Genomic DNA, 20,652 nt, shown 5'->3' with positions numbered 1-20,652 from the left:
CCCGAGGGGAACGGCCGTGGGTCACGGCGGTGCCGGGGAGGACTCCGCGTGAGCGAGAGTGACCACGCCCTCGCCGAGATCCTGGAGTGGTTCTCCGATCTCGAAGCCGCCATTCCCGGCGTCCGGTCCACCGTCGGCGAGATCCTCATCGGCAAGATCCCCGAGTCGGACATCGACGCCGTCTACGAGCTCTCCGACGCCTGGGGCGCCGCCACCCAGGAACTCGCCTCCTTCTACGAGGAGGCGGTGCACGCCGCCGACGGCATCATGGAGAACTGGACCGGCGACGGGGCCGCCGAGGCGTTCACCCGGGAATGGCTCTCCTACCTCCAGTCGCTCGCCGGCACGGTCGACACCCTCGCCTCCATGGAGGAGGCGGTGCAGAGCTTCGGCCTGCAGATCGAGCTGATGAAGTTCATGGCGCTGATCGGCCTGATCATGCTGGCCGTCTCGCTGTTCATGCTGGTCGCCGCCGCCATCCCGTCACTCGGCCTGTCCACCGCCGGCATCCCGGGCGCGTTCGCCGCCTGCCGGGCCGCGATCGGTGCGGCCGCCACCAACGCGGTCCGGGCGATCGGCAGCATCTCCATCCGCGCGGCCCTCGCCGAGGTGGCCACGCTGTTGACCCGTACGCTGCCCACCCTGGTCCGCACCCAACTGCCGAACCTGGTCCGGACCCAGGTGCCCCGGCTGGTCACCACCCAGCTACCGCGCTTCGCCCGTACCCAGATCCCGGTCTTCGTCCGGCAGACCCTGCCGACCCTGGCCCGTCAGGGCGCGGGCAACCTGGCCCGGGGGGTCCTGCCGCGCAACGTCATCGCCCGCTCGGTCGCCGACCGGATGGCGGGCCAGTGGCTGCGCAGCGTCACCAACCGTGAGCTGCTCCGCCAGCTCGGCCGGGAGGCCGGGCTGGAGTCCCGGCGGCTCGCCGGGCGGAGCCTGCTCGCCGCCCGCAACCAACTGGCCAAGGAGATCGAGGAGCAGCTACTACGCAAGTTCGGCGCCCGGGTCGGCACCGAACTGGCCGCCCGTGGTGGGGTCAGACTGGCCGGCACCGAGGCGTTCGAGCAGCTCAGCCGGGCCACCCTGAGCCAGTACGCGGCCCGGGAGGTCGCCACCACCGCCTTCGGCCGTGAGCTGGCGAAGTACCTGGGCCAGCGGGTCGCGTTCGGCGCGGCCTTCATGGGCGGCGGTAACCTGCTGGGCCAGATGTACCAGATCGCCGGCGGCGAGCGGGCCAGCCTCGACCTGGGCGAGCTGGGCATGTCCACCGCGCAGGGCGGACTCTTCGGGGCGTCCATGTTCGGTGGCATCCCCGGGCACGTCATCGGCGGCGGGGTGGCCGGCAGCCTGGTGACCGGCCTGACGGACGCCGCCCAGGGCAAGTTCGACCTGCAGAACATGCTGCACGGCGGGGCGGAGGGCGCCAAGGCCGGCGCGATCTTCGGCGCGCAGAACAAGCTGGAGACGGCCCGCGTCGGCGGGATGGACCTGCGGATCGGCCGCGACGTCATGGTGCTCCCCGAGGGGATGGCCTCCGTCGACCGCGCCGACGGGCTGCGGGTCATGTACAGCGAACGCGGCGCTGTCTGGGAGCACGTCGACGCGAGCGGGCAACGGGTGGACGGCGGCGCGATCGCCGCCGACGGCACCGTGCTCGCCCGGGACGGCGCCCCGCCGCCCACCGTCCGGGTGACCGACGCCGACGTGACGTCCTCCTCCGGTGCCCGGACCACCCACCCGCCCCTGGCGCAACTGCCCCCGGCGGACGTCCCGCAGCGCACCAGTCCGGTCGGCGGCGCGGGGGGCGGAGACGGTGGCGGCGGCCCCCGTCAGCCCGCCCACCCGACGTCGGTGCGTACCGGTGACGCCGGGGTGCGCACCGTGGAACCGGCGCGGCCGACCGCCGAGCCCACCCGCCCGGGGGGCGACCGGACCCCCGGCGAGCCGGCCCGACCCACCGGGCCGGAGACCCCCGCGCGGCGGGCGGGGGACGGCGGCCCCGTCCGGCACGATCCGGAACCAATCCCCCGCGACCCGGAACAGGCCCGGCGCGATCCGGAGCCGGTCCACCGCGATCCGGAACCAACCCACCGCGACCCGGAATCGGCCCGGCGCGATCCGGACGGTGGGCCGCCGCCGGAGCGCACCCGCGCCGAGCCGCCCGGGACCGTGCGGGACGCCGACCCGCCGACCGCCGGCACCAGGACCGACCCGCCGGCCCCGCACCCCGACGGCGGACCCGTCACCAGGGGCGACGATTCCCCCGACGGGACGCGCCGCGCCGGCCTGCCGGACACCGCCGTGCCGGCCCGGGACGGGGTGGCTGCCGCCATGCGGCCGGACGCGCCGGCGGTCCGGTCGGACGGCGGCCCACCGCACGGTGACCTGGTCACCCCCGTGGACGGCGGCCCGCCACCGCGCACGGACGCCGCACCCGCCCCCCGTGGCGACAGCCCACCCGCCCTGCGTGGCGACAGCCCACCCGCCCCCCGTGGCGACAGCCCACCCGCCCTGCGTGGTGACAGTCCACCCGTCCCGCGCGCCGACGCTCCGCCACCCCCGCGTGCGGACGCCAGCCCACCGCCGCGTACGGACGCCACCCCGCCGGTGCGGGCGGACGGCGCACCGGCCGGGCGGTCGGGAACGCCGCACGGCCGGGACGGCGCCGCTCCCGACGCCGGGCGGCCCGACGGCCCGGTCAGGGCGGACCGGGCCGACGACCCGGGTCGGCCCACCGATCCGGAGGTCTCCACCGGGGCATCCATCCGCCCCCGCGACGAGCTGCGCGCCCAGGATTGGGCCAACCGGGCCTACGACCGGTTCCGGGCCGACCCGGGGGACGTGACCGACATCGCGGCGAACCTCGCCACCGTCGCCCGACCCGACGGCACGACCGGCTACACCCACGCCGACATCGCCCGGATCAAGCAGCACCTGATGTTCGACGAGCACGTGCTGCGGGACTACCCCGACGGGTGGATCCGCCGGCGGTTCGACGCGGACGAGGACATCGCGGAGGCCTGGATCCGGCTGCGGGAGGGCCGACACCTCGAACCCGACCTGGTGCTGCTGGAGCACGAGCTGGCCGAGTCGGGCTACCTGCGGGTGCACCCGGACGCCACGTACCCGGATGCCCACGCGCACGCCCAGAGCCTGTTCAATTGGGAGCGGGTCGCGCCCGGCCGTACCGGGGAGGACCTGGACAACTCGTGGCCGAGGAGAACCGGTGATGGCGATTCTGGTGGACTTCGAAATGGTCCGGGAGGACAGTCGGGAGGTCGAGTACAGCTTCGGCTACCCGGAGAAGGATCGGCGGCTGGTCATCCAGAAGGAGTCCCGGCAGGGCCAGGTGCTGGACGGGACGGAGGACATGCAGTACCGCAAGGCGTTCGGCAAGATCCTGCGGATGCGGGCCGAGGCGGCGACCTGGCCGGCCGGGGGCTGCTACGCGGCGTAACGCCGGACGGCGGGCGGGTCCCGTTCGAGCTGGTGCCGGTCGAGCCGCACCCGATCGGGCCGTCCGTCCCGCTGCCGGACGTGGTCCGGTCGACCTTCGACGGGCACGTCGGTGAGCTGCTGGCCGGCCGGGAACCCGGGCCGGTGGACCAGCCGCACCGGGCGAGCTGGGACCCGGCGTCCCGGCTGCTCACGGTGGAGTACCCGGACGGTCTGCGCGTCCAGGTGGCACTCCAGGTCAACTCCGCCCTGCCGCCCGGCCAGCCGGTGGTGCTGCGTCCGGGGCTCTCGGTCGAGCACGGGCAGTGGGTGCAGCGTGAGCCGGCCGGCGTGGTCCTGCCGGACCACCTCCCGACCGACCCGGCCGGCCGGCCGGCCGCCGTCGACCGTCAACTCGGCGACGCCTGGCGCACCCTGCACCGGGAGATCCACCAGGTTCTCGACCGGCCGGCGGATGTCGTACCCGAGTCGGCGCGCGACACCACCACGGCGCCGGACGGGCCGGCGCGGCCGGAGCCCGCGCGGCCGGTGGAGGAGCCGTCACTGGCGGCCTTGGAGGAACCGGCCCGGCCGGACCCGCCGGTGCTCGACGCCGACCGGATCAGCTTCCGTGACGCCACCGCCCCGGAGCCGGCACCGCCCCGGCCGCTCACCCCGGACACCGTCCGTGGCCTGCTCGCCGACGGCACGACCACCCCCGAGCAGGTACGCGGCTGGGCCCGGGACCACCTCGCCGACCGGCAGGAGGACGGCTCGTACCTGCCGCGCCGGCAGACCGACATCGACGCCACCGTGGCCCGGCTGCGTGAGGAGACGTCGGCGCTGGTCGAGGCGCGGGTACCGGCCGACCCGAACGCCACCCCCGACGCCGTCGGGCACGCCGAACCACCGGCGCGGCCGGCCGAGCTGCCGATCAGCCAGGAGCTGGCGCCCAGCGCCAACTTCCCCGCGCACCGGACCAGGACCGGCGCCGAGCTGCCCGAACAGGTCCACGAGCTGGTGCAGAAGGCGAAGGACCACCTGCTCGCCCGCTACCCCGAGGCGGCGGTGGCCCGGCGCATCGCCGACCTCGACGCCATCGGCGGGCTGGCCGACCGGTTGCAGACCGCCGCCGACACGGCCCGCGAGGGCGGCCGGATCGGCGAGGTCGTGCAGGGCGTACGCGACCTGAGCCGCGCCGTCAACGACTACGCCGACCAGTACCGGGGCTGGCGCGACTTCGAACGCGGCGGTGAGTACGCCGACCCCGGCTGGCGGGACCTCGACGGCGTCGACCCGCTCAACTCCGTCGAGTTGGCCACCCGGGTGGTCAGCGTGGACCCGCAGACCCACCGGTTCCACGTCCTCGACCAGGCGATCGCGATCGCCAAGATCGGTGACGTGCTGGGGCCGACGTTCGAGGGCCACGCCGCGCGCACCTTCGACCGGCTGGTGCCGAAGGACATGGAGAGCGTGGCGGCGCTGCTGCCGCCGGAGATGCGCCACGAGAACCTGGAGGCGTGGGTCCGGGGACCCGCCCGGGGCGGCTTCGACACCCGGACCGAGGTGCTCTACGTCGACCCCCGGGACGGTGCCACCAGCCGGCCGATCAGCGCGGTCGCGGCCACCGTCGTCCACGAGAGCATGCACCGCCTCCAGCCGAGCCCCGACGTGGTGGCCGACTTCGTCGCCCAGGGCGTCGCCGAGGGGCGGTACGGCGACGAGGTGTCGGCACAGGTGCTGGTGCCGCTCCGCTTCGAGGGCGAGTTCCAGGCGTTCGCGGTCCAGCAGCAGTTCCTGCGCGGGTTGGCCGGCTTCCGGGCGATCGACCACGGTGGCGATCCGCGCCTGCCGCGCAGCGACGGCTACCAGGAGATGGCCGACTGGACCCCGCAGAAGATGCGGGACAGCATCCTGGACCGCTACGTCACCGACCCGGCGGAGCGGGCCGTCCTCCCGCGCGACCTGGTGGACCGGTTGGTGGCCCAGACCCCGGAGAGTGTGCTGGCGCGGGCCCGGGTCGCCATCGACGAGGCGAACCACCCGGTCGCCGGCGACCGCCGGCAGGGCACCTTCTACGGCCCGATGACGCGCACGATCGCCGAGCGGTACGGCATCGACCTCGACGCGGTCGCGCAGGAGCAGGGGCAACGGACGCTGCCCGCGCTGCGGGACCAGGCCCCGGTGCCCGACGCGTCGACGACACCGCACGCGGACGCCGACCCGGCACCGCTCGCGGAGTGGGGACCCACCCGCGACTCCGGCCCGAGCTGGCCGAACGACGATCCGGCGCCGTACACCCCGCCGGCCTGGCGGGTCGACGCACCCGCCCACGACACCCCGCCGGCCTGGGGACCGGACACCCCGGCCGGCCATGGCCCGGCGACCCACCCGGACGCCGGTCAGCCCGCCCGGTCGGAGCCCGAGCGTCGGCCCGGTGTGCTCGGCCGGGCGCTGCGCCGGATCACCGGAGTCTTCGGCGGTGACGCCCCCGCTCCCCGGGCCGCCGTGGACGGGCCGCCCACCCGACCGGTCACCGCCGACCCCGGACCGGCACCGTGGGGGACGCCGGAGCGGGTACCGGAGCACGGCACCCGGACGCCCGAACCGGCGACGCCACCCTGGTCCACCCCGGACGCGTCGGTGGACCGTCCGGGGTGGACACCCGGTGCGGAGCGCGGCGCCGCCGACCCGGCCGCTCTGGACGGGCGTACCCTGCTGCGGCTGAACGAGCGGCGCTGCATCGTCGACGAACTGCGGGCCGCCACGGACCGGATCGACCAGGTCCGGCTCCGCGACGAACTGAACCGGCTCGACGCCGAGCTCGCGCAGCGTGGCTACCCCGTGCACGAGCTGGAGCGGGTGCCGGAGGCGGAGGGGGCGTACCCGGCCGAGACGCCGGTGGCCGACGGCCGGGACCACTCCCGGCACGACGAGATCTGGTCCGACCCGCCCTGGCGGCAGGAGGACCGCCGGCCGTCCCTCGACGAGCTGATCCCCAGCTCCCAGGAGGAGGCCGGGGCCTGGGGGGACGCCGTCCGCCGGGAGTTCGCCGACCAGCTCGACGGTCGGGAGTTCGCCGGGCTGCGGATCCGGGTGGACCTGGCGGACCCGTACAGCGTCAGCGTGCACCGCAACGAGGTGGTCGTCCGGGCCGCCGTGCACGACGCGGACGGCGTGGACGTCGGCCGGGTGGTGCGCTCCTTCCAGCGTGACCACGACGGGAGCCTCTTCGTCGAGCACGTCTCCCTGAAGCTCAGCGAACGTGTCCAGGGCCAGGGCTTCGCCCGGGAGTGGAACGGCCACCTGATGGAGTGGTACCGGCACTCCGGCGTCGAGCGGATCGAGGTGCACGCCGCGTCCACCGTCGGCGGGTACGCCTGGGCGCGCGACGGCTTCGACTGGGCGCCCAACACCGAGCACCGGGCCAACGGCGTCCTGGACCGGCTCCGGGGCGAGCTGCGCGAGGTGGACGTCGACATCGCGCTGGCCCGCCGCTCGGCCGACGGTGACGGTCCGGTGGACGTCGACCGGCTCCGGGAGCGCTACGGCACCACCGACCCGGACCAGGTGCTCCGGGAGGCGTACCGGCAGCGGGAGGCGGGGCAGGAGGTCCTGCACCGGGCCCGCACGCACGCCTTCGGCAGCAGCCGGTACCCGACGCCGTTCGAGATCAGCCAGGCCGGCTGGGGTGACCACCACCACGGCCGGGACGCCTCCTGGATCGGCAAGCGGGCGCTGCTCGGCGCGGACTGGAAGGGCGTCAAGCAGGTCAGCGACACCGGCCCGCTGCACCCCCGGTCGGCGCACACCGCCGGGCTGCCCCGGGTGCCCGACCCGTCCTCGATCCACAGCCTGCTCAGCGGGGACGGGCACCCGCCGGTCACCGCCGCCCGGGTGCCCGACGCGGAGTTCCACGGGTACGGCCGGGAGGTGCCCGAACCGGAGCTGGTGCGGCGGCTCGGCGACGACGCCCTGCGCCAGGTCGTGGACCGGTTGCCGGCCGACAGCACGCTGCGCGGCGTACGGCTGGAGCTGACCACGGCCCCGGCGGACGCCCTGCCGAACGGCGCGGTGGCCCGGTCGGTGCCGATCGACGCCCACGGCCGTGACCTGCCGCACGGCACCGTCCCGCCGGACGGGGGCGGCTGGCGCGTCGAGCTGTCCGACCGGGCCAGTGACGTCAACGTGGCCCGGGCGGTCGCCCACGAGGCCGCCGAGCTGGAGGCGATCGGGCAGCGGGCCGCCGGTGGGCTGGACCCGTTCACGCCGGACGCCCTCACCCCGGGCGTGCTCGCCGACGGCGCCGGCCTCAGCCCGCACGACCTGGGCCGGCTGGCCGAGGCGGAGGTGCTGGCGGACCTGCTGCACGATCCGACCCAGGCGGCCCACGCCCGGGCGGAACTGCGGGCCCTGCGCGACCATCTCGGCCTGCGTCCGGACGATCCCGGTGCCGGCGCCCGGCTGCGGCTGCTCGACGGTCGGCTCAGCGACGCCGGCCGGGACGCCCTGCTCGGCCGGGACGGCCCACCGGCCGACCGGGCCCGGCCGACCGTCGACGGGACGCCGGCCCGGCCCCGCGACGGCGACGGGACGCCCGGCGACGACGCCCCACCCGGACGGGCCCGCGACGGCGACGGGACGGCCCCGAGCGGGCGCGACGCCGACGGACCACCGCCGGTACGTCCGGAGCCGGCCGAGCCGCCGGTGCCGGCGCGCGCCGAGGTGGCCTCGGCCAGCTACCCGGCCCGGGTCAGCCGGGTGCCGTTCGAGTTCGAGCAGTTCCTGCACGACCCCCGCTGGGCCGACGGGGCGACCCTGTTCGAGCAGCGGCTCGGGGCGCACTACTTCCACGATCCGGAGGTGCTGGACACGGTCCGGACGGCGCTCACCCGGCTGCGGGACATCGTGGTGGAGCTGACCGAGCCACTCCACCCGGGGGAGAGCCGCGCCGAGCTGGTCGCCCGGGTGGAGGGCGCGTTCTTCCGGGACGACGAGCCGGCCAGCGCGGGTCAGGTCGGCAGTTCGGTCAGCTTCGACAGGCTGCTCGCGGAGGGTAACCTCCGCGAGACGATGACCGCCTTCTACAACGCCGCCTACTGCAACTGGCCGAGTCCGCACACCCTGTCCAAGGCTCTCCTGTCGGTGCTGGACGGCGGCCGGTGGGAGCAGGCGCGGGCCGCGGGTGTCGACGTCGGGGCCGTCCGCCGGATGGGCGACCTGCTCGACGGCACCGTGAACCGGCTGATGCCGGAGACGTTGCGGGACAAGCTCAAGTTCGGCCGGGACTTCTTCGCCACCGGCAACGTGGCGCGAAACTCGGTGCACGGGATCCGGGACCTGACCGAGATGACGGCGAGTCAGTACCCCCGTCGGGACCGGGGGGAGGCCGAGCAGTTGGCGCGGGCCAATACCGCCGACCACTACGCGCGGCTGGGCACCCCGCTGGGGCGGCTCGAACGGGCGTACGTCGACCAGGTGAGCCGGGAACGGACCGGGGAGCCGCTCGGTGAGCACGACCGGCTGCCGTGGCGGGAGGGCGTCACCGCGCACGACACCGACCACGGCCCGTGGGCCCGCTGGGTGGGCCGGGACGGCTTCCCGGTGATCGACGGGGTCTCCGGCACCACGGCCCGGATGTTGACCGCCGCCCGGTTCGTCGGCCTGGACGGCCCCCAGGCCGAGCGGTTCCTCAGTGGTCTGATGGGCTGGATGCTCCCGGCCCGGGACCACTCCCTGTTCGAGATCCTGCGCGGGGCGGAGATCGCCGGGATCCAGCGGGTGGAGCTGCGTCCGCCGGACACCCGGTTCACGGCGGTGGATCTCTACCGCAGCCTGCCCGACGTCGACCTGCCCACCCTGCGGGCCGAGGTGGCGGTCGACGGGCTGTTCCCCCACGAGGCCCGTTACCTCGACCACGCCGTCGACCCGGACGGCTTCTCCGAGACGCAGCACAAGGTGCCGGAGATCGCCGACCGGCTCTGGCCCCAGTTGGAGAGCGGCCGGGTGCGGGACCCGGACCTCGCCGACTGGTTGCGGCGCAACGGCATCGACCCGGCCGACTCGGCCGCCGTGCGGGAGTTGGGCCAGCGGCTCTCGAAGCCGCACGTGATGGCGCTGACCGTCTACACCCGACACAGCCACTACCTGATCAACAACGTGATCCGGACCCACCTCTTCACGGGCGGGGCGGCAGAGCTGCCGACGAAGACGGTCTTCGACCGTAAGGTCGACCAGCTCGTCGTCAACTACCTGGGCAACATCGCCGCCGGCACCAAGGCGCTGCCCCTGCCGTTGCTGCTGCGCCCGGTGGTGCACGACGCACCGGGCCACCTCACCTCCCGTTCGCCACTGAGCGGTCCGGCCGAGCGCTGGGTGGAGGCGCAGCGGCGGGTGACGGAGGCCGAGCAGCGGGCGCAGGAGCAGCGCGACGCGGGCGACGCCGTCGAGCGACGGCGGGCCACCAGCGAGGAGCGACGGGCCGGCCGGGCGCTCGACGCGGCCTGGGACGAGCTGAAGAGCCAGCTCCGGGCGGTGTCGCCGCGGCTCTTCGACGAGATGCGGTGGCACGCCGACATGGTCCACGACGCGATGATGCAGCTACCGGCCGTCGGTAGTCCGGATCGGCCGGTGATCGCCTACCGGGGCGACTGGATCACCCCGGTCTATTCCCCCATCTACGGCAACTCGTGGTTGCCGACCGGCGTGGCGCGGGAGTTCCTGAGTGTCAGCCGTCGGCTCGACGTGGCGGTCCGGTTCATGGCGGAGAATCCCGCCTCGGGCGGTAAAGTGGTGGTGGTCTACCGGCTCACCGGGCAGCAGGCCCGCGACATCTCGGTGTTCTCGTCCTTCGCGGTGGACGAGGAGGCGGTCTTCCCGCCCCGGTCGCGGATGCGGCGCACCACCGATCCTGACCTCGCCGAACAGGTACGGGCCGAGTTGCCGCCGGAGTTCCAGGAGAGCTGCGAGATCATCATCATGGAAGAGACCTGAGCGTGCCCGACGAGCCTGTATGGAACGAGGCGGACGACCTCTTCGCCGCCGTCCACCGGATGCTGTTGCGGCTGGCCGGACGGCTACCGGACGACGTGCTGGCCGGCCTGCGCGAGTTGCTCGGCAACGGCGACCTGCGGCACCTCCCGGACGCGGTGTCGGTGGCCACGGTGCAGTACGCGGTGCCGGTGCCGGCGGCGGACCGGGAGCTGCTGGCCCGCGTCCTGCTGGCGCTGGACGTCCCGGGTGGCGAACCCCAGTTGTACGGCGAGGTGCCGGTCTCCGACGAGCCACCACCGGTCGGTGCCTTCCGTTTCGTACCGGCACCCCCGGCGGTGGTCGACCGGGCGGGTCACCGGATTCCGAGCCCGCTGGATCTGACCGGTGGCGACCCCGAGGACCTCACCGATCTGCCCGCCGCACTCGCCCAGCTCGCCGACCTCGCGCCCGAGCTGACCGACGGGATCGACGACCGTCTGGTGGACAACCTCTCCCGCCATCCCGGGGTCCGGCGTATCTGGCGGGCCTGGCGGCTGGCGGCGGGCGGGCAGCCGCCGCCACGGCGGATCTGTCTCGCCGAGCTGACCCCCGGCGTCCGGGCCTGGGACCTCACCCTCGACGCCCAACGGGCGCTGGCCCGCAAGGGCGAGCAGGCCCCGCAGGTGGAGACCTTCTGGACCGGCGAACCGCTGCCGCCATACCACCGGGCGGCGCTGGCCGGAGCGGCCCTGCTGTGGACGCCACCGCCCGGCCCCGGGCCACGGTGACCGGGCCGGGCCGGGCCGGGCGCGGCCCGGCCCGGTCCGCGCGGCCCGCGTCGCTTGACGCGGGTCGGCCCGGGGACGACGGTTGACCCGTGGATCACGTCAATCTGAGGACGTTGGACCGGCTGCCCGGCCCGGTCCGGGCCGACTACCTGCGGATCGTGGAGCGGATGGTCGACGAGGTCACGGCCCGCCCGGCGTCGGTGCTGTCGGTGCCGGTGCTCTGGCTGACCCTCGGCCCGGCGGACACCGACGACATCCGGGTGGAGCGGGTCGACCTGGGCGAGTTGTACCGCCGGCACGGCTACGCCGAACGCTTCGGCCACTGGGTGGAGTCGGCGGTGCGGCAGCGGATGGCCGGGGGCCGGTGCGGCGCGCTGGTCTGCCACGACCGGATGAGCGGGCCGGTACCCGGTCCGCTGCTGGGCGCGATGCTCGGCCCCCGGGAGCGGCACGTCCACCTGCACGCCACCCACCGGGACGACCCCCGGGCGTTCTGGGACACGTTCCCGATCCGCCGCCGGCCGCTGCGGCGGATCCGGTTCGCGCCCGAGGTACGTCAGCAGGTGGCGCAGGCCCGACGGGCGTTCCCGGAGCCCACCGGATGACTCCGACGGCGGACGACGGCGGGTGCGCGGGCCGGAGCGCGGACGGGTCACTGTGGCAGGATGATTGCCGCCGACGGCCGTGACGGGGAGGTTGCTGGTGGACACGGAACGGACGACCGAGGCGCTCCGGCGGTACGTGCTGGATCCCGGGGAACCCACCGAGCGGGTGTGGATCGGTCCGGAGTCGGTCACGATGCGGACGGCCCGATTCCGCTACCTGGCCCGACCGGCGCAGTGGTCGGTCGCCGACGAGGACTGGGTGGCGGACGCGGTCCGGGTGGTGGCGGCGAGCCAGCCGCTCTACGTGACCCACGGCCTGCTCCTCACCACCGCGGGCGAGGCGCTGCACCTGAACCGGCCCGAGGTGCTGGCCGACCTCGGCCGCCGGACGGGGGCCGGGCTGACCCCGCTGGCGTACGCGGAGCTGTTCGGCGAGCTGTACTCGGCGTGGGAGATCGACGGCCCCGTGGTGCGTCCGTTCGCGGCGACGGAGGGCACCCGTGCCGGCTGGCTGGTCCGCGACGCCGACCACTTCGCCCGGGTGCTGCCGGTGCCGGACGCTCCGGAGGTCACCCCGCCGACGTTCGCGCAGGGCGCCGACGGGGAGTGGACGCTGCGCTTCTTCTCGCACAACTACTACCTGCTGGAGATCCGCTCCGCGGTGGACGTGTACCGGTGGACGGTCACCGGCGGGCCGGGCCGACCGGCGAGCTGGGACCGGACGACCGTCGCCGAGCGGGTGGAGCGTCCGCTGCCGTGACACCCGCGACGCGACCTCGACCGGCGGCGGACCGGCCCGCCCCCGCGACCCGGAGGTGACGGGATGGCGATAAACACCGACCCGGACCGGCAGCGGCGGCTGCGGGAGTTGGCCGAGCTGCACGCGCGCTGGCAGGCCGAGCACCGGGTGGACGACGCGGAGTTCACGCCCGAGGGCGCGGACTCGACCAACCGCCGCCCACCGTCGGCGCAGGCGCAGCGCGAGTACATGCGCCGGGCCCGGGAGATCATGGGCCTCGACCCGGACACCGGCCACCTCCGGGAGACGGAATGACACTGCTGCCCGCCGTCCGTAGCCGGGACGAGGCCGACCTCTACCTGGAACTGCACCCCTGCGACCGGTGCGGGGCGATGGAGGCCGCCTGGGCGCCGGCCCCGGTGACACACGGCACCCGGCCGGCGTACCGGTACCGCGGTCGCTGCACCGGGTGCGGTGCGCAGCGGGAGTTCGTCTTCGCCCTGCCCGAGGGGCGGACGGCTCCCGCCGACGCCGGCCCGCACCCCACCACCCGGTTCGGTGGGCCGCAGCCGTCCGCGTTGCTCGACCCGGGCGAGTGGCTGCTGGTCGCCGACTGGTGCGCGGAGGCGTCCGAGGTGGCCGAGCGGCAGGGCGACGACGCCGAGGCGGCGGCCCTGCGCTGGACGGCCGTGGCGGCCCTGGAGGAGGTCCGCAAGTTCCTGCCGACCGATGGTGACACGGTGCCGGAGTCGGCGTTCTGGTCGACCCGGGGACGGACGGTCCACCACCGTGAGCCGGGACGCTTCCGCCGCCGGCGCATCGAGGTCGTCCGCGACTTCCACCTGGACCACATGCCGTGGAGCCCGTCGTGACGCCGCTGGCCGCCCGCTCCACCCACGAGGCCCACCTCTACATGGACCTGCAACCCTGCGGCTGCGGGGCGGGCCGCTTCCCGCGCGCCGCCAGCGTGGTCGCGCTGCCCGACGGTGACCTGGCCCGGCGGTACGCGGGTGCGTGCGAGCGGTGCGGCACCGGCCGGGAGTTCCTGTTCCGGCTGCCCGCCGAGCCGGTCGGGGTCGAGGAGGGCTTCCGGTACGGCGGCGCCGAGCAGTCCCTGCTGATCGACGCGGGGGAGTGGCTGTGGGTGGCCGAGGGGCACGCCCGGGGCGTCCCGGCCGGGGCGGCGGGCCTGCCGGCGGCCGACCGGCGGCGCTGTGAGATCCGGCTGACGGCGGCCGTCGCCGCGCTGGACGAGGTGCTGAAGTTCGTGCCGCCGGGCGGTTCCCGGGTGCCGTTCACCGCCGTCTGGACGGCGCTGGGCCGCTCGGTCTACCAACGGGAGCCGGGCCGGTTCCGGACCGGCAGGTTGACGGCGGTCCGGTCGGCGTACGCCGGGGCGCTGCGCAGGCTCGGCTGACCCGGCCGGGTCAGCCCTGGCTGCCGCTCGGCGCGGGCGGTGGACTGCCGTTGAGGTTGTAGTCGCACTGCGGGACCACGTCGGTGATGTCCCGGACCACCTGGCCGTTGAGCTTGAGCACGCAGCGCACCTTCGGTGTGCCGTTCAGGTACGCCATCCCGTGGTCGACCCCGGGCTTCGGCTGGGCCACCCCGGTGACGTAGACGCTCGACTCGTCCGGCCAGGACACCGTCAGCTCCTTCTTCCAGGCCGGCACGACGAGGTGTTCCTTCTGTGACGGGTCGGCACTGTGGCCCCAGGTGACGTCCATCTCGAACAGCCCGACGCCGCCCTGCTGGTACAGCTCCAGGGTGACGTCGTAGCGCACCGGCTGCTGCTCCACGACGGGGATGTCGGGGGAGCAGCCGACCAGGGTCGCGGCCAGAGCGGCCGTCACGACGGCACGTCGCATGGATCCTCCTCAGGGGACGTCGGCGGACGGCGACCGGTCCGTAGCCTAGCGTGCCCCACCGGCGGGTCCCGCCGGTCGGCGTGGGATCGCTAGGCTCAGGTCCGGTACTGCGCAGGGGAGGAGACCCGTCGTGGACGAGTCGTGGCAGCCGGCCAACGACACCGAACGGGCGTTGCTGCGCGCGGCGCGGGACGACGACCGCACCGGGTTCTTCCGGATCCTCACCCGAGCCGAGTTGTACCTGCCGCAGCTCCGCGACGACGGCGACGACGGCAGCCAGCGCTTCGTCACCATGGACCTCTTCGGGCAGCCCTTCCTGCCGGTCTTCACCTCGGTGGAGACGATGGCCCCCCGGGTCGCCGGGGTGGCCGACGCGTACACCGTCACCGGCTACGCCGAGCTGCGCGAGCGCTGGCCGGTCGCCGGTTGGCGGCTGGCGGTCAACCCGGGCACCCCGCTGGACGCGTACCTGCCGGTGGAGGCGGTCCAGGCCGCGGCGGACGGCGAGCTGTCCGTACCCGCCGGGGCGGAGATCCTCGCCGAGATCGCCGAGGCGGCGGCCGACGACGAGATCGCCGGGGCCGGCGCGGACGGCGACGACGGCGACCTGGCGGCCGAGTTCGCCGCCGCGATGGCCCGGCCCGGTGCCGCGCCGGCCGGCGAACCGGACACCGCCGAGCTGCTGCGCGACGCGGCCGAGCGCCAGGACCCCACCGGGTACGTGGACGCGCTGCTCGACGCCGTGGTGGTGCTGCCCACCGCCCGCCCGGTGGACGACCCGGCCCGGCTGGTCGACCTGGACTTCCCGTGGCGTTCCGTGGGCCCGCCGGAGGCGCCGCTGGTCGAGGTGTTCACCTCCCCGGAGCGGTTCGCCCGCGCCTATCCGGACGGCACGCCCAGCCTGCGGGCGACGCTGGTCTCGCTGCTCACCGTCTGGCCGCAGGGGCACGGTCTGGCCGTCGACCCGGACTCGCCGGCCGGCATCACGCTCCCCGCCGACCAGGTCCCGTTCCTCCTGCTCTGGCCGGCCCCCGACGGGGACGCCGGCACCGGCCCGGACACCGGCACCGGCCCGGACGGATGGCCCCGGTGAGCGCGATCGCCGGGGCCCGGCACGCGTTCGGGGTGGTCCACCCGGTCTCGCCGATGCTGCGGATCCGCTACCGGCAGGGGGTGGTCGTCGACCCGCACGGGTTCCCCGACTGGACGCCGTACGCGCGGGTGGTCGTCGAGCTGCCGCCGCTGCCGCCGGGGATCGGGGTGGACGCCGCCCGGGTGCTGGCCGTCCTCACCGCCAACCTGGCCTGGCCCGACCCGGCCGACCCGGACCCGGTGGGGCGTACCCCGGCGGGTTGGACCTGGGCGCACCTGGCCCGGACCCGGCGGGTCGCGCTGGTCCCGGCGGAGCTGCACGCGGCGTCGCGGCACCTGGGCGGGGTGAGCACCGGCGACGCCGACCCCCGCCGGCGCGGGCTGCCGGTGGACAGCACCGAGCCGCCGCCGCTGCGCTTCGCCGAACGGCTCGCCCCGGACGCGGTCGCCCGGATCGAGCAGCGGCTCGGTCTTCCGCTCCCGGCCGGCTACCGGGACTTCCTGGCCCGCACCAACGGTGGCTGGCCGGCCTGGCCGGCCGTGCACCCCCGCTTCGGCTTCGTGGTCGACCAGCCGTTCTTCGGCGCGGCCCGGGCCGACTGGATGCAGGATCTCTGCCACGCCAACGCCTGGCTCACCGACCGGCTCACCAGCGACTTCCTGGCGGTCGGGCAGGTGCAGGGCGGGCTGCTCGCCGTCCGCGTCGGCGGCGGCGACGAGGGCTCGGTCTGGTACTGGGACGACGACGACCCCCGGGCCCGGGACGACGACACCCCCGCCGACATCTGCGGCCGGCTGCTGCACCGTTGCGCGGACAGCTTCGGCGCGTTCTGGCACGCCCTGCGGGCGGTCCCCGGCCCGCTGCGGGACCTCGCCGTCGGCGCGGTGGCCGAGGGGCGGGCCACCCGGTGCGACGACGAGCGGACCGGGTCGGCGCTGCCGGCCGCGCGCCGGGCGGTCCGGTGATGACGACGGAGGTGCGGGACGCGATGACGATCCGGGGTACGGCACGAGCGCGGTGGCGTCGGCTGGCGGGCACGGCCGCCGCCGGTGTGGCCGCCACCGTCCTGGTCGGTCCGGCGACACCGGCGTCGGCGGCCCCCGACTGCGCGCCGGCCGGCGGGCAGGTCACCGCGCCGTCCTGGGCACAGCAGGTGCTCGCCCCGGAGCAGGTGTGGCCGTTCAGCCAGGGCTCCGGGGTGACCGTCGCGGTGCTCGGGTCCGGGGTGGACGGTGACCACCCGCAACTGCGGGGTCGGGTCGAGCCCGGCTTCGACGCCGTCCGGGGCAGCGGCCCGGCCGACACCGACTGCACCGGACAGGGCACCCGGGTGGCCGGGCTGGTCGTCGCCCGGCAGGCCGGCGGGTCGCCGTTCGCGGGGCTCGCGCCCAGCGCCAGGGTCCTGCCGGTGCGGGTGGTCGACGACCGGGCCTTCGGGGACGCGCCGGTCGATCCCCGCGTGCTGGCCCGGGGCATCACCGGGGCGGTCGACCGGGGGGCCCGGGTGGTCGCGGTCACCGTCGCCGTCGACCGGGACAGCGAGGTGTTGCGTGCCGCCGTGCGCAGGGCCGTCGACCGGGGGGCGGTGGTGGTGGCCGCCAGCGGCGACCGGGGCGACGACGGCAACCCGGCGTCCTACCCGGCCGGCTACCCGGAGGTGGTCGCCGTCGGGGCGATCGGCCCGGACGGGCGACGCTGGTCGAAGTCGCAGTACGGGCCGTACCTGGACCTGGTCGCGCCGGGCGTCGGCGTGACCACCACGCAGCGCGGCGGGGGGCTGGTCGAGGCCGCCGACGGCACCGCGCTGGCCTGCGGTCTCGTCGCCGGTTCGGTCGCGTTGACCCTGGCCAAGCGGTCCGGTACGCCCCGCGGCGAACTGGTCCGGCTGTTGACCGTGACGGCGGTGCCCGGCGCCGACCGCGCCGAGTACGGGCACGGCACGGTCAACCCGTACGGGGCGGTCAACGACCAGTTGCTGCCGGACGCCCGGCCGGCGCCGCTGCCCGGTTTCCGGCCGGCCGTCGACCGGCCCGACCCGGCGGTGGCACGGAGCCGGCGGATCGCGCTGACCGGTGCCCTGATCGCGCTGGTGGCCGTCCTCGTGGTGGGTGCCGTCGCGGTGACCCTGCCCCGGGCCCGGCGGCGGCGTTGGCGGGCGGCCGTCGCGCCCCGGCCCACCCGGCCGGCCGATCCGGCCGAGCCGGGACCGCCGGTGCAGCTCTTCGACGAGCCCGGTACCGGCCGCTGAGCCGCACGCCCGGGGCGGTCAGCCGCCGGCGGTGACCGGCGCGGGCCGGACCGCGACCCGGGGGTCCAGGGTGGGGCCGGTCGGGATCAGCATGGTCAGGCTGGGCGGTACCGCCAGCGCCCGGTCCGCCGGGTAGCCGAGCAGGCTCAGCGCGTCGGCGGACGGCACCGGGTAACGGATGCCCAGGTCGGTGACGATGCTGTACGACCCGGGGCTGCCGATCAGCTTCAGCACGGTGACCCGCCCGGCGGGGGCCGCGATCCGGTCCGCGAGCGGGATGCCGTCCGGCGAGACGGACCCGGTCGGTGCGGCCCGGTCCGCGCCGGGAAGGGTGCCGCCGACGGTCAGCTCGGGCGGCGTGCCGGCATCCCGGGTGGCGGCGCAGACCTGCTGGCCCGGCTCCGGGCTGACCAGTTTCGGCGGGGTGGCGGGCGGCTGCCCCCGGTCCGGTGGGCGGGGCACCTGCTGGCTCCTCGGCACCGAGGTCACGTCGGAGAGGGCCACCTGCGCCGGCTGCCGCCCCGACTGGCCCACCTGGATGGCCTGCTGCACCGGGGTGATCGGGGCGACCCCGTCGGCGAGCACCAGGTAGTGCTGCGGCCCGGAGGCGGTCTGGGTGACCAGCACGTCGCCGTTGCGCCGGCCCGGCACCTCCCGGGACTGGTCGCCCCGGTCGGGGACGGGCAGGGCGGCGAGGTCGACGCCGGCCGGCAGCGCGTTCAGCCAGGCGGTGCCCACGGGGGCCGGGGTGACGGCCCCGAACAGGGCGGGGACGACCACCCGGGAGCCCTGCACCAGGTGCCGCCGGCCGTGCCAGACCAGATAGTTCATGCCCAGCGAGGCGTCCTTGACCAGGAGCCCGTCGTCGCCGATCCCACGCGCCCCGGACGGGCCGGCGGCGAGGCCGAGGGTCACCGTGTTGATCGTGCGCCCGGTGTCGTCGACGGTCGGGGCGGAGCAGACCGTCCACGGCAGGCCGGCCCGCCGGTTCGCCGCCGGCAACGAGTCGGGGGCGTTCAGGATGCCCATCGTCACCCCCCGGGGCACCGAGCTGAGGGTGCTGCTGGACACCCGTACCACCGGGGTGCCGGGACGGCCGGCGGCCAGCAGCGCGGAGGTGTAGTTGAGCGTCGGGTGCAGCCGGCCGTCCAGGTAGATGTAGGTCGCGCCGCTCTCCTTCTCGACCACCACCGAGCCGGGCTTGCGCCAACTGTCGCCGCCGACCTTGGTCAGCAGCCCGTAGATGCCCACCCCGGCGGCCACCAGGACGGCGACCATCAGGCCGCCGAACAGCGCCCCCACCCCGCGCCGCAGCGGCGACTGCTGCGGGTCGGTCTCCCGCATGACGAACGCGGACATCACCCGCTGGGTCATGAACTGGTACGACTGGAGCTGGTCCCGCCGGGTCGTCATCTCGTGTCACCCGCCGATCGAGGCGAACATTCCCCGGATCGCCCCGAACAGGCCGATCACCGCGCAGGCCAGCGGGATCAGCGCCATGATGGCGATCACGTCGGCGAGGTCGGCGGCCCGGCCCAGGTAGGGCGACGGCCGGCGGCGGCTGTAGAGCAGCCCGGCGACCAGCGTCAGCACCGCCGCGGCGACCACGCCGAGCAGGACTAGGATCCGCCCGCCGCCCGGCGCGGTGGCGAGCAGGCCGGCCACGGCCAGCGACGCCAGCCCGACCAGGCCGCTCACCAGCAGCGGCACCCGCTGCCCGGCGGTCGGGAAGAGCCGGCCGCGCAGCAGCAGCGCGCCGGACCCGCAGAGGGCCAGCAGCGCGCCGGCCGGGGTGTGGTCCTCGGTCAGCAGGAAGGCGATCGCCAGCGCGCCGCAGAACGACGCCGACAGCAGCATGCCGGTGAGCAGTTCGGTGGCCCGGGCCACGGTCACGAAGACCTTCGCCCGCTCGGGCACCGGCCGGTCCTTGAGGATCTCCTCCGGCCGGTCCGGCAGCTCCGGCACCGGCAGCTTGCCCAGCCAGCCGGCGATCAGCGGATAGCCGGGCAGCAGCCCGATGACCGTGGTCAGGGTCGCCGCCGCCGCGCCCGCCGGGGAGACCCCGCCGTAGCAGAGCAGCGCCGCCAGCAGCCCGGTGAGGCCGGCGGCCAGCCCGGCCATGAAGAGCCGCTGCACGCCGGCCACCGCCGCGTAGCCGACGATGCCGAACACCAGCAGCGCGGCCGAGCCCAGCAGCAGGCTCGGTGCGCCGAGGTCGGTGACCGTGGCCCCGTCCGGGGCTGCGAGGAGCGCCCCGCCGAGGAAGGCGTAGGGCAGGCCGGCGGCGGCCACCACCGCGCCCGCGGTGGCGTCGGGCACGGCCCGCGACAGCACCGGCCCGGCGACCGCGAGCAGCGCCGCGATCCCCAGCGCCAGCAGACCCGGGGTACGCCAGGGCGAGCCGACCGCGAGCACCGCGACCAACCCGAGCCCGAACAGCGCGGCGGTCACCGCCAGTCCACATCGGCGGGTCGCCTCGTCGCCCCAGGACCGGCCGGTCCGGCGGGCACCGCTGGCGATCACCTCGACCACGTCGTCGTACGCCAGCTCGGGCCACTCGTCCCGGCCCGGCGTCAGGTGCAGCAGTTCGCCGTCGCGGACCCCCTGCACGGCGAGGTTCCGGGTGGCTTCGAGCAGCGTGCCGGTGGCCCGGCGCAGCACCCAGCCGCCCTGCTGCTCGCCGACGTCGCCGAGGTCCTCCCCGGCGTGCCGGAGCAGGTGCGGCAGCAGTTCCCCGACGAGCATGCCGTTGGGCAACGCCACGTCCATCCGCCGCTTGGGAGCGGCGATCGTCACCCTGGCCAGACTGAGACCGCCCGGGGCCGTCACGCTGGTCACCTCCCCGTGCCATGCGTCTGCGCGGTCGCTCCGAGGCCTCCGCGGCGGTCAACGTAGCACGGC

At 75.7% G+C, this 20,652-nt stretch carries 13 protein-coding genes; 10 read left to right on the top strand and 3 right to left on the bottom strand.

The features are described from left to right. Positions 1-48: 48 nt before the first annotated feature. The 7 genes from ACIQG9_RS19975 to ACIQG9_RS19945 all read left to right on the top strand — a co-directional run bounded on the left by ACIQG9_RS19975 (position 49) and on the right by ACIQG9_RS19945 (position 13,959). The gene (locus ACIQG9_RS19975; protein ID WP_400404392.1) at positions 49-10,431 is read left to right on the top strand and encodes a hypothetical protein; all 10,383 of its coding nucleotides are present in this window, start codon (positions 49-51) and stop codon (positions 10,429-10,431) included. Between the two features lie 2 nt (positions 10,432-10,433). Further along, the gene (locus tag ACIQG9_RS19970) at positions 10,434-11,198 is read left to right on the top strand and encodes a hypothetical protein (protein ID WP_400404391.1); all 765 of its coding nucleotides are present in this window, start codon (positions 10,434-10,436) and stop codon (positions 11,196-11,198) included. 89 nt (positions 11,199-11,287) lie between these two features. After that, on the top strand, positions 11,288-11,803 hold the full coding sequence (locus ACIQG9_RS19965; RefSeq protein ID WP_400404389.1) for a hypothetical protein: 516 nt from the start codon (positions 11,288-11,290) through the stop codon (positions 11,801-11,803). Between the two features lie 97 nt (positions 11,804-11,900). Continuing rightward, the gene (locus ACIQG9_RS19960; RefSeq protein WP_400404386.1) at positions 11,901-12,563 is read left to right on the top strand and encodes a hypothetical protein; all 663 of its coding nucleotides are present in this window, start codon (positions 11,901-11,903) and stop codon (positions 12,561-12,563) included. A 63-nt stretch (positions 12,564-12,626) separates the two neighbouring features. After that, a complete protein-coding gene (locus ACIQG9_RS19955) occupies positions 12,627-12,857 on the top strand; it encodes a hypothetical protein (RefSeq protein WP_400404384.1) in 231 nt (76 codons plus the stop codon). After that, the gene (locus ACIQG9_RS19950) at positions 12,854-13,414 is read left to right on the top strand and encodes a hypothetical protein (protein WP_400404382.1); all 561 of its coding nucleotides are present in this window, start codon (positions 12,854-12,856) and stop codon (positions 13,412-13,414) included. Before ACIQG9_RS19955 ends, ACIQG9_RS19950 begins: the two co-directional genes overlap by 4 nt. After that, positions 13,411-13,959, top strand: coding sequence for a hypothetical protein (locus ACIQG9_RS19945; RefSeq protein WP_400404380.1), 549 nt, complete (start codon positions 13,411-13,413; stop codon positions 13,957-13,959). Before ACIQG9_RS19950 ends, ACIQG9_RS19945 begins: the two co-directional genes overlap by 4 nt. Positions 13,960-13,969: 10 nt before the next feature. Here the strand turns inward: ACIQG9_RS19945 and ACIQG9_RS19940 are convergent, their stop codons facing one another. Further along, positions 13,970-14,410 (bottom strand): hypothetical protein, encoded by a 441-nt coding sequence (locus ACIQG9_RS19940; RefSeq protein ID WP_400404378.1) that lies wholly within the window; start codon positions 14,408-14,410, stop codon positions 13,970-13,972. 130 nt (positions 14,411-14,540) lie between these two features. On the opposite strand from ACIQG9_RS19940, the gene ACIQG9_RS19935 reads away from it, so the two are divergent. Genes ACIQG9_RS19935 through ACIQG9_RS19925 form a run of 3 tightly spaced genes read left to right on the top strand, consistent with a single transcriptional unit; the run spans position 14,541 to position 17,751 of the window. Then, entirely contained in the window at positions 14,541-15,503 is a 963-nt protein-coding gene (locus ACIQG9_RS19935; protein ID WP_400404376.1) for an SseB family protein, read from the top strand. Then, positions 15,500-16,468, top strand: coding sequence for an SMI1/KNR4 family protein (locus tag ACIQG9_RS19930; RefSeq protein WP_400404374.1), 969 nt, complete (start codon positions 15,500-15,502; stop codon positions 16,466-16,468). Before ACIQG9_RS19935 ends, ACIQG9_RS19930 begins: the two co-directional genes overlap by 4 nt. Beyond that, entirely contained in the window at positions 16,468-17,751 is a 1,284-nt protein-coding gene (locus tag ACIQG9_RS19925) for a S8 family serine peptidase (protein ID WP_400404371.1), read from the top strand. Before ACIQG9_RS19930 ends, ACIQG9_RS19925 begins: the two co-directional genes overlap by 1 nt. 18 nt (positions 17,752-17,769) lie before the next feature. Here the strand turns inward: ACIQG9_RS19925 and eccB are convergent, their stop codons facing one another. Both eccB and eccD read right to left on the bottom strand, forming a co-directional pair. Beyond that, the gene (gene eccB / locus ACIQG9_RS19920; protein ID WP_400404369.1) at positions 17,770-19,164 is read right to left on the bottom strand and encodes a type VII secretion protein EccB; all 1,395 of its coding nucleotides are present in this window, start codon (positions 19,162-19,164) and stop codon (positions 17,770-17,772) included. 6 nt (positions 19,165-19,170) lie between these two features. Then, positions 19,171-20,547, bottom strand: a complete 1,377-nt coding sequence (gene eccD, locus ACIQG9_RS19915; protein WP_400404366.1) for a type VII secretion integral membrane protein EccD — start codon at positions 20,545-20,547, stop codon at positions 19,171-19,173. Positions 20,548-20,652: the final 105 nt, after the last annotated feature.

This window comes from Micromonospora sp. NPDC092111 (assembly GCF_044755745.1).
Lineage (GTDB): Bacteria > Actinomycetota > Actinomycetes > Mycobacteriales > Micromonosporaceae > Micromonospora.
Note: the sequence above shows the minus strand (reverse complement) of the source record. Positions and strands in the feature narration are given on the sequence as shown.

What these genes read in the sequence shown, in the direction of transcription:
- ACIQG9_RS19940 (WP_400404378.1), bottom strand. Translation starts at nt 14,410, where the DNA reads ATGCGACGTGCCGTCGTGACGGCCGCTCTGGCCGCGACCCTGGTCGGC.
- ACIQG9_RS19925 (WP_400404371.1), top strand. Translation starts at nt 16,468, where the DNA reads ATGACGACGGAGGTGCGGGACGCGATGACGATCCGGGGTACGGCACGA.
- ACIQG9_RS19950 (WP_400404382.1), top strand. Translation starts at nt 12,854, where the DNA reads ATGACACTGCTGCCCGCCGTCCGTAGCCGGGACGAGGCCGACCTCTAC.
- ACIQG9_RS19955 (WP_400404384.1), top strand. Translation starts at nt 12,627, where the DNA reads ATGGCGATAAACACCGACCCGGACCGGCAGCGGCGGCTGCGGGAGTTG.
- eccB (WP_400404369.1), bottom strand. Translation starts at nt 19,164, where the DNA reads ATGACGACCCGGCGGGACCAGCTCCAGTCGTACCAGTTCATGACCCAG.